Below are 12,537 nucleotides of genomic sequence, written 5' to 3'. Positions count from 1 at the left end.
CGAGATAGCAAAAATCAGTTCACTTTAACCGGCATACCGGAACGTGCCTTGATGGCCGCATCCACTGCGCTCTGATCAACGGCTGGATCCATCAGCACTTTGCCAACCGGTGCGCTGAGGGTGATTGGCACCGGCTCTTTCGATTTCAGCTCATCTTCGTTGGCAGACAGCGGGTTATGCACTTCCAGGTAACGTGAGCCATCTGGCTCTACGGAAACCTTCACCGGCTCGTTGATAAACTGCACGCGAGTACCTACCGGTACGCTATCGAACAGGTATTTGATGTCGTCAGCACGCAGACGCACACAGCCGTGGCTCACGCGCAGGCCGATACCGAAGTTGGCGTTGGTTCCATGGACCGCATACAGACGGCCAACATACAGGGCGTACAGACCCATCGGGTTATCCGGGCCTGCCGGGAATACCGCTGGCAGGATTTCACCATCGGCAGCGTACTCTTCGCGCATTTTAGCGGTTGGCGTCCAGGTTGGGCCAGCCTTCTTGCGTTGTACGGTGGTGACCCAGTCCAGCGGCGTATCTTTACCCAACTGGCCGATACCAATCGGCAGCACCACGACGGTCTTGCTGCCTTTCGGGTAGTAGTACAGACGCATTTCTGCGCTGTTGATGATGATGCCTTCACGCGGGGCGTCTGGCAGGATCAACTGCTGTGGGATGGTTAGCGTGCTGCCTGGCAGCGGCAGGAACGGGTCAACGCCAGGGTTAGCCTCCAGCATGTTGCTCAAACCCATCTGGTATTGAGCCGCAAAGCTCTCCAGCGGCAGTTTGCTGTCTGCAGGCACGGTGATCTGAATATTTTCCCCAACCAGACGGCTGTCTTTAGCGGGTAAAGGGTATACAACGGCGAAGGCAGCCTGGCTGAATGCAACCAGAGCGGTAAACAGGGTTAATAACGCGCGAATGCTCATTTTCATCTTCGTAGTAGAGTGGTGGCCGCACTGGCTAAAAATGGTATGTGTTCTGCCCGGCCTGATTTGACCGGATGCGCATTATATGTGCACTTGCCGCCAAGATGGAAACATTACTAGCGTAAATACCTCACTTTTTTGTAGCCGGATGTGGGAATAGTGTTCTTTTGGTAAATTCCTGCCCTAGCGTAACCCATTGCCCTCTTCGCCACGGCGGATCGGGATAAGATATTCACAGCTGATCGCCGCCTGATCGTCACCGTAGCAAACGCCCAATGCCGGGTAAAAACGCTCGATATCCTGCCCTGGGCGCCGTACCGCATTCATCTGCGGAATAGCCGTGTCATACAACCGAGCGATAAAGTTCTGTAGCCCCGCCACCAGCCCCTGATAGGCAAAGCGGGCATAGTCCCCGGGTTCGATTGTCACCGTTTCACCTGCCGCATTTTCCTCTGGCAATGCCGCCGTATACACCATCTGTTGGCGATCCCGCTGCCGGGTGTCTGCCTTCAGGCTCATCAGGCCATATGCAACGGCGGGTAATCCCTGTTCCGGATGCAGCAAATGCCGCCAGGCATGTTGGCGCAGCAGCTTTTTCGAGTGCCCCAACTGCCCCAACGTGCAGCTACCCTGCTGCGTATGTCCGACTAGTTTCATCGAAGGCAGCGCAATAATCTCCGCCTTTGGCATTGGCTCGTTGGTCATACTCAACGGCGGTTGCAAGCCATAGCTAGGCCAGTCCAGGCTACGGCGATAGGCCGCTGGCGGCAAACCAAACTGTTTTTTAAACCCGCGGGTGAAGGTCTGCTGGGAGTCGAACTGGTATTTATCTGCGATACAGGCCACCGTGGCGCTGGTCAGGCGCAACTCACGCGCCGCCGCCGTCAACCTTCTGCGCCGGGCATAGGTCCCCAGTACTTCACCGGTATGCTGCTTGAACATCCGTTGCAGGTGCCATTTGGAATAGCCGGATTTGGCCGCGATGCTGTCCAGCGTCAAGGGCTGATCCAGGCTTTGCTCAATCCAGGCCAGAAGTTGACTGATGACATTTTCCTGGTGCATAGCCTCTCCTCTGCGTTGTCGATCATAAGCGTGTTACCACAAAACACGACTGTGGCGCTTACTCTATCGACGTTGGCGCTAGACCACATTGCACAATCAAGACATAATATTGCTCAAATACGCCAATATGATAATTATTCTCATGAAAGCCACTTGCCAGGATCTCAGACCAGATATCGATAACGTGCCACGCGCCATCTTCGCGGTTCAGGCATCAAGTGTGCAGAAAGACTGGGAATGCACCCATCATCGCCACCGCAAGGCGCAATTGATTTACACGGTGCGCGGCATGATCCGCTGCGAAGTCGAAAATGGCCTGTGGCTGGTGCCACCACAATGTGCCTTGTGGATGCCCAGTAACGTCAGCCACAACGCGCGGGCCACCAGCCAAAGCGAGTGCTATTGCCTGTTCGTTGAGCAGGATGCCATCCCTGGTTTGCCGCAAAACTGCTGCACCTTGACGGTCTCCCCATTGCTGCGAGAGCTGCTGTTAAAGGCCAGCCAGTTCGATATTCTCTACCCGGAAGATGGTCCGGAAGGCCGCCTTGCCCAGGTTTTGTTGGATCAACTGGCCACCGCGCCGCTGGAGAACCTGCACCTGCCGGTGTCCAATGATGCCCGCATCCGCCAATTGACCGAACAACTGCTGGCCAACCCGGCCGATAAATCTACCCTGGGCCAGTGGGCGCAACGCATTGGCATGAGCGAGCGTTCGCTCAGCCGCACGCTGCAACAGCAGATGGGCATGAGCTTTGGCCACTGGCGGCGGCAATTACATGTGATGCTGGCTCTGCAACGCTTGACTCAGGGGGAAAGCGTCCAGACCGTGGCGTTAGATCTCGGTTACGAGAGCGCCAGTGGCTTTGTCACCATGTTCCGTAAAGCGGTGGGTAAGCCCCCTGCCCGTTATCTGGCGGAAAAAGCTGCCGCAGATCAGGCGCTTGCTGGTGCGATAAGGCTGTAAGCCCGCACTTCGATCATGTTGCCGACATCTGCTCTGGTCAATTCTCACACAACCTGCTATAACTGAGGATAGTTTGGTTAGAATGGTTAAAACGGTTAACTTTAGTTAACGGGAGAAGAGTATGCTGGCCCGAGAAATCGACATCAACAGAGATGGCCTCAGGATCAGGGAAGATGGGCTGCAGATGGTCATCAGTAAAAGGAAAATGAAGGCGCAGAAGCCTTTCTTTCAGCTGAAAGTTGATATAGACAACTCAACGTCTCTCGGTGTGGTTGAAGAACACCTGAAAATCATGTTGCAAACTCTCCGCCAGGTTAGAGAAGCTGAAAATGATCATGGCGACGTCTGCCACATCGACGAAACACGTTTTGAAGCCATGTTTCATAGCCTGGAGCAACAAATCAATCCGGATGACTCTGCCCGGATAATTCTTGCGCGGGATACACAAGAGCCCGTCAACCACAGCGGGCTGGTTGATATTTCCAAGGTGGAGCGTGGACGTGAGCATATCCTGGCAGCCAGCGAATGGCTCACGGCGGAGCAGATATCCCATCTGGCAGGCTTTGCTACCGAGAATCCCTCGGCCCAGCCAAGCAAATGGAAGAGCCATAACCGTATATTTTCATTGAAGAAAGGGGCAGCACAACTCTTTCCCCGTTATGCGCTGGATGATAACTATCGCCCTCTTCCCGTTATGGCAGTGTTACTCGCCAGCTTTAAAAACCTGAAACACGGCTGGGGGCTTGCCCAGTGGTTCGCGACTTCAAACAACCTGTTGGCTGGCCGCCGTCCCATGGAGATATTGCAGTCATATCCGGCCAATGTGATTGCGGCGGCGGAATATGAAGCGAAAAGGATCGTCGATGGAGCAGAACAAAGTTAAACAGCAGGGTGAACCAAAAAAGGAAGACTTTGGTTCACCCGTTTTTCTTGGCCGCAAGATAGCCGCCCCTGGCAAGGCTCTGCGGGTAAGAATCGAAGTTATCCCCAAAGGCACGGTGTTACATCGCTGCCATGATGCGCAGTACCCCGGTGACAGTTTTAATCCCGGTAGAATATTGCTTCCCCATGAGTATGGAGCACGTTTCAGCCCTATCAGGGATGCGGCTTTGGATCTGATCCCCACCATGTACCTGGCCAGCAGTTGCGAAGCCGCTATCGCGGAATCGGTTTTTCACGATGTGGTCGCCACCGGCAAAACAGAATTTTTCGACTTACGCCCATTTACCCATATGCACTACCTCCAGTTGAAACTAGAGCGGGATCTGAACGTCGTCAGTTGTCGAGCACAGGACTGCCTCTATATGGGAATCGATCGTGATGAATTGATCGGCAGTACCCGGCTCGAATACTCGCAAACCCGAGCCTGGTCACAGGCTATTTATCAACAGCATCATAACGTTGACGGAATGAAGTGGTACTCAAAAAGAAATGACGATCATTTCGCCATGATCCTGTTTGGCGGCCAACGGGTCATGGATAGTGAACTCTCGATAGCCGAACCCTCAAGCCGTCTTCTCAGCCATAAAGCCATTGGCCAAATTATCCAAAAGATCGCCGAGCGTCTGGGCCTGATCCTGACCGAAGAGTAGACACTGGCCGGATATTCTCCTCTCTCTGATTGCCCTAAACGTGACTCTTATCGCCCCAAGCAACAAAAGTGCTCCCCTTCCGTAAGAATAATGATTATCATTCACAAATATAGTGAGCCGCATGCAATGACATGACCGGCCAGATTTTGCTTTCAATTCAATGTTGAGCCCGATTTATAGCCACCGAGCAGCAGCCCGGTGGCGGCCTGTATTTTGATCAAATGGAGCTTTTATGAACGCTATGATGACCACCAGCCGTAAGTTTGGCGGACGTGCGGTTTACCCTCTGTTGCTTCTCAGCAGCCTGATGTTTTCCACCTCTGTGCTGGCACAATCAGAGACGGAACTGCTGCGTAAGCCGGTAGGTAAAGGCGCTTACGAGATGGTGTACAGCCAGGGTGAGAATGCGCTGTATCTGGCAACTTCACAGAGCCGCAAGCTGGATAAGGGCGGCATCGTCTATCGCCTTGACCCACAAACGCTGGATATCACGCAGATCATTCATAACGATATCAAACCGTTCGGTGCCGCCATCAACACCAAGACCGATACTCTCTATTTTGGTAACACCACCAGTAACTCGCTGACCGCGATCGACGGCAAAACCGGCGAAGTGAAAGGCCGCCTGGTGCTGGATGCGCGTAAACGCTCTGATACCGTGAAACCATTGGCCCCACGTGAGCTGGTGGCAGACGCGACTACGGACACCGTCTATATCACCGGCTTGGGCGAGTCCAGCGTGGTTTGGGTTGTGGATGGCAAGGATCTGACTCTGCGCACCACCATCACCGAAACCGGTAAATACGGTACCGGCCTGGCGCTGGATGCAGCGGCAAGCCGCCTGTATGTCACCAATGCCGATGGCGAGTTGGTGACTATCGATACCAAAACCAACAAGGTGCTGTCACGTAAGAAGCTGGATGAGTCGAAGGAGCACTTCTTCCTGAATATCAGCCTGGATCCGGCAACCCACCGTGCGTTCATCACCGATTCCAAGCAGCCGCAGGTACTGGTTGTTGATACCAACAACGGCAACATTCTGCAGAAGATCGACGTGCCGGAATCCCTGGCCGTGCTGTTTAACCCAGCGCGTAATGAAGTGTACGTCACTCATCGCCAAGCGGGCACCGTGAGCGTGATCGACGCCAAGAGCTACAAGCTGTTGGAAACCATCAAGACGCCAACGCATCCGAACAGCCTGGCACTGTCACCAGATGGTAAGACGCTGTACGTGAGCGTGAAGCAGGCTTCAAGCCGTGAAAAAGAAGCCACCGATCCAGATGACGTGATCCGCATTGCGTTGAAATAATAGCGTTATTCTCCCTCACCCTCTCCCCAAGGAGAGGGAACCGAGCGTGCAACGGTTTACGCCTGTATCTAACCGCCGCACAGCTGGGTATGGGAAGAGTCATGCCAGGTTGGCTACAAGCAATCTGGCTTTTTGCCCTGTCCTCCCCCTCTTTCCCCTTGCTAATGTCAATTCACGTCAAGCCCCTTGACGAAGCTTATCACTTAATTTACCTGAGCTTATCTTGAGCCCACGATCGAGATGTCCTACGTTATCGGTAGCCGGAATGGATAGCTAACGAACCGTAAAAAGGATAAGTCATCATGGTTAAGTCTTTGAGAAATCCGCTGATTGGTTTGCTGTGTTTGTCGACGGTTGGCTGCGCCAACATGACCAACGATGAGGTAGCGATCACCGGTGTAGTGATCGGGCTAGGTGCACTGGTCGCATTGGCACTTCTAAGTGATGGTGACGACGATAAGGGTCATAAAGTGCCGCCCCGCAAGGAGCATGGTAATAGAGGTGACCACAAGGGCGGTGGTAAACATGGGTATGGGAAAGATCATGGGAAAGGCCATCCCGGACGCCGTTAATCCTTGGTACAAATCCGCGGATTTCTGGGACGGCTGACAAATCTCCACCGGCTCACCACGTAGGGGCGCTGTAAGTGAACAACGAGGGTAGGCAATAACCGACGTGCCTGGCATAGTAAGTGTCCAACTAACACGATTAAGTCATGCCAAGACGAGGCCCTGATGGCTGCCGTAAATCTCTGGACACGAGAACAGTTGCTGGTCGCTTTTACGCTATACAGCCAAATCCCCTTTGGTAAATTACACGCCAACAACCCCGATATTATCCATTACGCCGGTTTAATTGGCCGTACGCCTTCCGCATTGGCAATGAAGCTGGTGAACCTAGCCAGTTTGGATCCGTTTATTGTTAATTCTGGCCGCCGTGGGCTGACGGGGGCATCCAAAGCGGATCGGGCGCTGTGGCAGGAAATGAACCTCGACAGTGATACCTTTGAACGGCAGTGCCAATTGGCGATGACACAGTTGGAGCCTCCGGTCACGGCCTTACATGACAGCGGCATGGAAGACTTCAGTGGCAAAGAAAGAACCACCATCATCAATGCGCGCGTTGGTCAGCAGTTGTTCCGTAAACGGGTGCTGGATGCCTATGAAAATCGTTGCTGCCTGACCGGATTGGAAGAACCGATGCTGCTGGTCGCCAGCCATATCCGCCCGTGGAAGCATTCCGTTGAACATCAGCTCAACCCCAGCAACGGCTTATGTCTGTCCAACCTGCACGATAAAGCGTTCGATCGCGGATTAATCACCTTTAATGAACACCTTGAATTGGTACTTTCACCCCGCCTTAAACAATTGAAAAGTGCTATCAGCGAAGAGAGCTTTGCCAAATATGAAGGTCGCAGGCTGAGGCTGCCAATAGATTTCCCCCCAGATGCCCGCCAGTTGGCTTATCATCGGCAGAACATCTTTATGAAAGGTTAAGCGGCCGCACATGCGGCGCCCCTACGGTCGAACATGTGCTGCCCCAACTAATCTAGGTATTGCCGGGGAGCCTTCCTTCTCCCCGGTTGATTACGCCATCACCGTGCGATAAAGCAGTTCATCCAGCGATTTGTCACTGCGGGCCGGGCTGTCGGGCAAAGCTTCCTGCCGGGCATCCGCCATCAGCTCCTGTGCGATAAACGCGTGGATCCTTTCCCTACGCGGGCCGTACTCCGCCTCGCCTGCGCGCCGTTTCGCCGCCAGTAATTCATGGATTTCCGCCAACAGCAGCGGATCTTCCACCGTGTCAGCCAACAGTTGGTCAAAACGCATCGGCGGCACGCCCTTGCCCGCTTCTATCCAACGCACCGCCAGCAATGGGCGCAGCACGTAGAAGTATTTCTTCAGCCGTACCTGCTCCCCCTGCAAATAGCCACGGAAGTTTTTCCTGGCCATCGACAGGTAGTGCCAACGCGCCCGCTGCGCGGAAAACCATTCAGGCACTACACCTCGCAACGCCGCGACACTCTCAGGGGCTTCCTGATATACCACCGGTGAATCCAACCACTCGATCAACGTTGGGTTGGCCCGCTTCAGCAGACCAAGCGCCTTACGCCATTCCCAACCACAGACATCCAGTTCATGATCGATTGGTAGTTCGATCACATCCCGGTGTGGCTCCACCCGTAAATACCATTCCGGCGGGTGGACATACAAAAAGCGCACGTCGTAATCGCTGTCCGGCGAGGCAAAACCCCAGCCGCGGCTACCGGATTCGCAGGCATAAAGCACCCGCACGTCGTAACGTTTTTCTACCTCGTCCAGCACCTGCCGGACTCTTTTCCGCATGGCGCTGTCCACGCCGTTTAATTGCTGTTCCATCACGCTATCCTTTTACACATACCACCTGACGCAGGGTATGGACGATTTCCACCAGTGAGGACTGTGCCGCCATCACCGCATCGATATCTTTGTACGCCATTGGGATTTCATCGATCACTTCGCTGTCCTTACGGCATTCCACATGTTCGGTTGCCCGGATCTGGTCGGCCACGGTGAAGCGTTTTTTCGCCGCCGTACGGCTCATGGTGCGGCCAGCGCCATGGCTGCAAGAGCAGAAGCTCTCCTCGTTACCCAATCCACGCACGATGAAACTTTTCGCCCCCATCGAACCGGGGATGATCCCCATCTGGCCTTTCTGCGCAGACACGGCACCTTTACGCGTCACCAACACCGGCTCACCAAAGTGCGTCTCACGTTGTACATAGTTGTGGTGGCAGTTCACGGCCTCTTGCTGGGTGGTGAACGGTTTGGTCACGATGCGCGACAGCGCCGCCAGCACGAGCTCCATCATCACTTCCCGGTTATGGCGGGCAAAATCCTGTGCCCAACCCACGGCTTCCATATAGTCATCAAAATGCTGGCTGCCTTCCTCAAAATAGGCCAGGTTTCGATCCGGCAGGTTGGCAATATGCTGTTGCATATCCTGCTGTGCCAGAGCAATAAACAGTGAACCGATGGCATTGCCCACCCCACGGGAACCGCTGTGCAACATCACCCACACCTGCTGCGTTTCATCCAGGCAGACCTCGATAAAGTGGTTACCCGTTCCCAGCGTTCCCAGATGTTGGTAGTTGTTGGTGTTACGCAACCGAGGATATTTGTCGATCAGGCGGTTAAAGCGCGGAGCCAGCTCGGCCCAGTGGCGATCGACCGTTTGCGGCGGAGTGGCCCAACTCCCTTTATCTCTTTTCGAACGGGTTGAGCTACGCCCATGCGGTACCGCCTGTTCAATGGCGCTGCGCAACCCGGCAAGGCTATCCGGCAGATCGGAGGCCACCAGCGAAGTACGCACCGCAATCATGCCGCAACCAATATCCACGCCTACTGCCGCCGGGATAATCGCGCCACGGGTAGGAATAACGCTACCAATGGTGGAACCTTTCCCCAAATGCACATCCGGCATTACCGCCAGGTGTTTAAAAATAAACGGCATTTTTGCCGTATTCAGCAACTGCTCACGCGCTTCTGGTTCTACGGGCACGCCCTGTGTCCACATTTTGATCGGTGCGCTGTTAACCGGTGCCATCAACTCATAATTATTCTTCATTCTTTAGTCATCCTTTTTCTTTTGACGTAGTGGATATAGCGAAAGGCGTGCCAACTCTGTCAAAAACAACGACTTAAAATATAACACATTGATATTTAACCAATAAATAATCACCCACAGACTACTGGCGATGGCAGCGACAAGCCGTTATCTTATCTTTCAGGATAGTAATTTATCGCAAGGGATAAAATGAAACGCAGAGTCGTGATTGGAGTGCTGGGCACCACGCTGGATAAACGTGGCAAACGGGAAAACCGCTGGAGCAAATGGCGGCCAACGGTGGGACTGTGCCAGCAGCCCGACCTGCCGATCGATCGTCTGGAACTGCTGCATCAGCCGCGCGATAAAGGCATGGCACAGCAAGTGGCGGAGGATATCGTGGCGGTTTCCCCCGCCACTCAGGTGGTGTTACAGAAAGTAGCACTCAGGGATCCCTGGGATTTGGAAGAGGTGTACAGCGCCTTTCTGGATTTCGCCAGCCAGTATCCGTTTGATACCGAAAACGAAGACTATCTGGTGCATATCACCACCGGCACCCACGTGGTGCAAATCTGCTGGTTCCTGCTGACGGAAGCGCGCTACCTGCCCGCCCAACTGCTGCAAACCGCTCCCGGTGACAAAGCCGCTCGCCCGTTCCCCCAGGGGATCTACTCGGTAATCGATCTGGATCTCAACCGCTATACCGCCCTCACCAGCCGTTTCCTGCATGAGCAACAGCGTTCGGTATCGTTCCTCAAAGCCGGTATCGAAACGCGCAACGCCACCTTTAACACGCTGATCGACCAGATTGAACGCGTGGCACTGCGTTCCAATGCCCCCATGTTGCTCACCGGCCCTACCGGTGCCGGTAAATCCTTTTTGGCCGAGCGCATCTACCAACTCCGGCATTCGCGCCACCTGGTGACAGGCCGTTTTGTGGCAGTGAACTGTGCCACCCTGCGCGGCGATAACGCCATGTCTACCCTGTTTGGCCATGTGAAAGGGGCGTTCACCGGTGCGTTGCAGGCGCGGGCTGGCCTACTGCGTGAAGCCGACGGCGGCGTGTTGTTCCTTGATGAGGTAGCCGAGCTGGGGTTAGACGAACAGGCAATGTTGCTGAAAGCCATCGAGGAAAAAACCTTCTTCCCCTTTGGGGCCGATAAAGAAGCCAGCAGCGACTTCCAGCTGATTGCCGGTACCCATCGCGATATGCGCGACTGGATAGCCCAGGGCCGTTTCCGTGAGGATTTATACGCCCGTATCAATATGTGGACCTTCCCGCTGCCCGGCCTGGCCGATCGCCGCGAAGATATCGAGCCGAACATCGATTACGAATTACAACGTTTTGCCCGCAGCAACCAGACGCAGGTCCGGTTCGACAAAGACGCCAGGCAGCGTTATCTGGCTTTTGCCCGTTCCCCTCAGGCAGCCTGGCGCGGTAACTTCCGCGAACTGGGGTCTTCCATCGCCCGTATGGCCACGTTGGCGGAGCAGGGGCGCATCAACCAGCCCTTGGTCGATGAAGAGATAACCCGGCTGAAATCCCATTGGCAGGTGGACACCACCGTGCAATTACCCGCAGAGTTGGCCGATATCGATCTGTTTGAGCAAAGCCAGTTGGCGACGGTGCTTAAAGTGTGCCGAGCTTCTACGTCACTTTCCGAAGCAGGGAGACAGCTGTTTGCCGTCTCGCGCCAGCAGAAAAAGCAGCCCAACGATGCCGACCGGCTGCGTAAATACCTGGCGCGCTTTGGATTAAGCTGGGACGAGGTGCGAAAATAGAGGCTGAATAGGCGCACATGCAGCGCCCGTTTAACTATTTCAGCCCCAGATACGCCTTTGCCGCCGCCATGTCATTGAAGGTGATATCAACGGCAATAGGGGGTTGCCCCTTGCGATAAAGGAAAGCCCACCACCACCAACCGTCCTCATCTTTCGAATCCAGCAGCGGTTTTTGGCTATCGAACATCATCCGTTGGTCTTTACCCAACGTAAAGATGAGATAGCGTTTGTCGGTGCTCACCACCTTCACATGCAGCGTTTCAAAACTTTGGGCGATCTCGCTGGCATAATAAGACCAGTCGTCCATGGCGGTAGAGTAATCCATCGCCTGTTCCGAGTTTTCATCGGCAAACTCTTTAAGCTCAGGCTGGATCAGCACCAGCTCCGTTTGCTGCATTTCAAACGCATCCTGTTCGAGCGTGGGGTCATAGGGGCGATAAAGCGTAACCGGGGCCGCAAATGCCATGGCGCTACTTACCGCCAGCACCAGGCCCAATAGGATGCCGATATTCCGTTTTCTCACGTTAACTCCTGTATGTTCCATCAACCTTTATCGAAACAGAGAGACTATCCCAATATTTGATAGTCGCCCAGTTTTGCCTACTATAGTAGCAATCGTACATCGCGATTAAATTGGAATCTTCATGACCCAGCAACAGCATGTCGTTTTACTTGATGAACAAGGTCAACCCACTGGCGTGATGGAAAAATATGCGGCCCACCAACGACAAACTCCGCTGCATCTGGCTTTCTCTTCCTGGATCTTCAACCCGCAGGGCGAGTTGCTGATCACCCGCCGAGCGCTGAGCAAAAAAGCCTGGCCCGGCGTTTGGACCAACTCGGTGTGTGGCCATCCGCAGTGGCAGGAGAGCGTCGAACACGCCATCGAGCAACGCTGTCTGTATGAAGTGGGTCTGAGCGTAGAGCAGATCACCGCCGTCGCCCCCGACTTTCACTACTGTGAGACCGACGCCTCCGGCATTATGGAAAACGAAATCTGCCCGGTTTACGCGGCATTGGCTACGGGCGCCGTTGCAGCCAGAGCAGATGAAGTGATGGACTTCCACTGGGTTGGTTTACCCGCCTTGCTCACCGCGGTAGCGGCAACCCCTTGGGCCTTCAGCCCTTGGATGGTACAGCAGTTGGCTAGCGCCCAAACGAAGCACAACCTGAGCGCCTTCGCCACTCGCACGCCTGCCTAAACCACTCACCCCGCCATTCCAACCGTTCGCCAGCGTATAAAACCGCTGGCTGAAATTCAGATGTCATTCCCTATCCAGCCTGGCAATGATGAGCTGTTCCTAAACCTGACCC

The 12,537-nt window shown here is 54.5% G+C and carries 13 protein-coding genes; 8 read left to right on the top strand and 5 right to left on the bottom strand.

Going from position 1 to position 12,537, the window contains the following annotated elements:
• Positions 1 to 14: 14 nt before the first annotated feature.
• Both ABIE29_RS01675 and ABIE29_RS01670 read right to left on the bottom strand, forming a co-directional pair.
• Positions 15 to 935: a L,D-transpeptidase family protein gene (locus tag ABIE29_RS01675; RefSeq protein WP_429616550.1), complete on the bottom strand. Its 921-nt coding sequence runs from the start codon at positions 933 to 935 to the stop codon at positions 15 to 17.
• Positions 936 to 1,112: 177 nt separating this feature from the next.
• Positions 1,113 to 1,991 (bottom strand): helix-turn-helix domain-containing protein, encoded by an 879-nt coding sequence (locus ABIE29_RS01670; protein ID WP_429616549.1) that lies wholly within the window; start codon positions 1,989 to 1,991, stop codon positions 1,113 to 1,115.
• 142 nt (positions 1,992 to 2,133) lie between these two features.
• On the opposite strand from ABIE29_RS01670, the gene ABIE29_RS01665 reads away from it, so the two are divergent.
• From ABIE29_RS01665 to ABIE29_RS01640, 6 genes are all read left to right on the top strand, one after another.
• Complete coding sequence (locus tag ABIE29_RS01665) at positions 2,134 to 2,955, top strand: AraC family transcriptional regulator (RefSeq protein ID WP_429616548.1); 822 nt, start codon at positions 2,134 to 2,136, stop codon at positions 2,953 to 2,955.
• A gap of 121 nt (positions 2,956 to 3,076) precedes the next feature.
• On the top strand, positions 3,077 to 3,838 hold the full coding sequence (locus ABIE29_RS01660) for a hypothetical protein (protein ID WP_429616547.1): 762 nt from the start codon (positions 3,077 to 3,079) through the stop codon (positions 3,836 to 3,838).
• On the top strand, positions 3,819 to 4,547 hold the full coding sequence (locus tag ABIE29_RS01655) for an RES family NAD+ phosphorylase (protein WP_429616546.1): 729 nt from the start codon (positions 3,819 to 3,821) through the stop codon (positions 4,545 to 4,547). Before ABIE29_RS01660 ends, ABIE29_RS01655 begins: the two co-directional genes overlap by 20 nt.
• Positions 4,548 to 4,779: 232 nt before the next feature.
• Positions 4,780 to 5,856 carry a YncE family protein gene (locus ABIE29_RS01650; RefSeq protein WP_429616545.1) on the top strand — a complete coding sequence of 359 codons (1,077 nt, stop codon included), beginning with the start codon at positions 4,780 to 4,782 and terminating at the stop codon, positions 5,854 to 5,856.
• Positions 5,857 to 6,158: 302 nt separating this feature from the next.
• The gene (locus ABIE29_RS01645; RefSeq protein WP_429616544.1) at positions 6,159 to 6,428 is read left to right on the top strand and encodes a hypothetical protein; all 270 of its coding nucleotides are present in this window, start codon (positions 6,159 to 6,161) and stop codon (positions 6,426 to 6,428) included.
• A gap of 162 nt (positions 6,429 to 6,590) precedes the next feature.
• Complete coding sequence (locus tag ABIE29_RS01640; RefSeq protein ID WP_429616543.1) at positions 6,591 to 7,352, top strand: HNH endonuclease; 762 nt, start codon at positions 6,591 to 6,593, stop codon at positions 7,350 to 7,352.
• Positions 7,353 to 7,442: 90 nt separating this feature from the next.
• Here the strand turns inward: ABIE29_RS01640 and ABIE29_RS01635 are convergent, their stop codons facing one another.
• Positions 7,443 to 8,234 carry a nucleotidyltransferase domain-containing protein gene (locus ABIE29_RS01635; RefSeq protein WP_429616542.1) on the bottom strand — a complete coding sequence of 264 codons (792 nt, stop codon included), beginning with the start codon at positions 8,232 to 8,234 and terminating at the stop codon, positions 7,443 to 7,445.
• A 4-nt stretch (positions 8,235 to 8,238) separates the two neighbouring features.
• Positions 8,239 to 9,462 carry an RtcB family protein gene (locus tag ABIE29_RS01630; RefSeq protein WP_429616541.1) on the bottom strand — a complete coding sequence of 408 codons (1,224 nt, stop codon included), beginning with the start codon at positions 9,460 to 9,462 and terminating at the stop codon, positions 8,239 to 8,241.
• A 189-nt stretch (positions 9,463 to 9,651) separates the two neighbouring features.
• Between ABIE29_RS01630 and rtcR the strand changes: the two genes are divergently transcribed.
• Positions 9,652 to 11,223: an RNA repair transcriptional activator RtcR gene (rtcR, locus tag ABIE29_RS01625; RefSeq protein ID WP_429616540.1), complete on the top strand. Its 1,572-nt coding sequence runs from the start codon at positions 9,652 to 9,654 to the stop codon at positions 11,221 to 11,223.
• A 34-nt stretch (positions 11,224 to 11,257) separates the two neighbouring features.
• Here rtcR and ABIE29_RS01620 read toward each other — a convergent pair whose 3' ends face one another.
• On the bottom strand, positions 11,258 to 11,746 hold the full coding sequence (locus tag ABIE29_RS01620; protein ID WP_429616539.1) for a hypothetical protein: 489 nt from the start codon (positions 11,744 to 11,746) through the stop codon (positions 11,258 to 11,260).
• Between the two features lie 121 nt (positions 11,747 to 11,867).
• On the opposite strand from ABIE29_RS01620, the gene idi reads away from it, so the two are divergent.
• Entirely contained in the window at positions 11,868 to 12,425 is a 558-nt protein-coding gene (gene idi / locus ABIE29_RS01615; protein ID WP_429616538.1) for an isopentenyl-diphosphate Delta-isomerase, read from the top strand.
• The last annotated feature ends 112 nt before the right edge of the window (positions 12,426 to 12,537 follow it).

Origin of the sequence: Serratia sp. 2723, from assembly GCF_050434425.1 — a bacterium.
Lineage (GTDB): Bacteria > Pseudomonadota > Gammaproteobacteria > Enterobacterales > Enterobacteriaceae > Chania.
The sequence above is the reverse complement of the archived record's forward strand: the minus strand, read 5'-3'. Positions and strand labels throughout refer to the sequence as shown.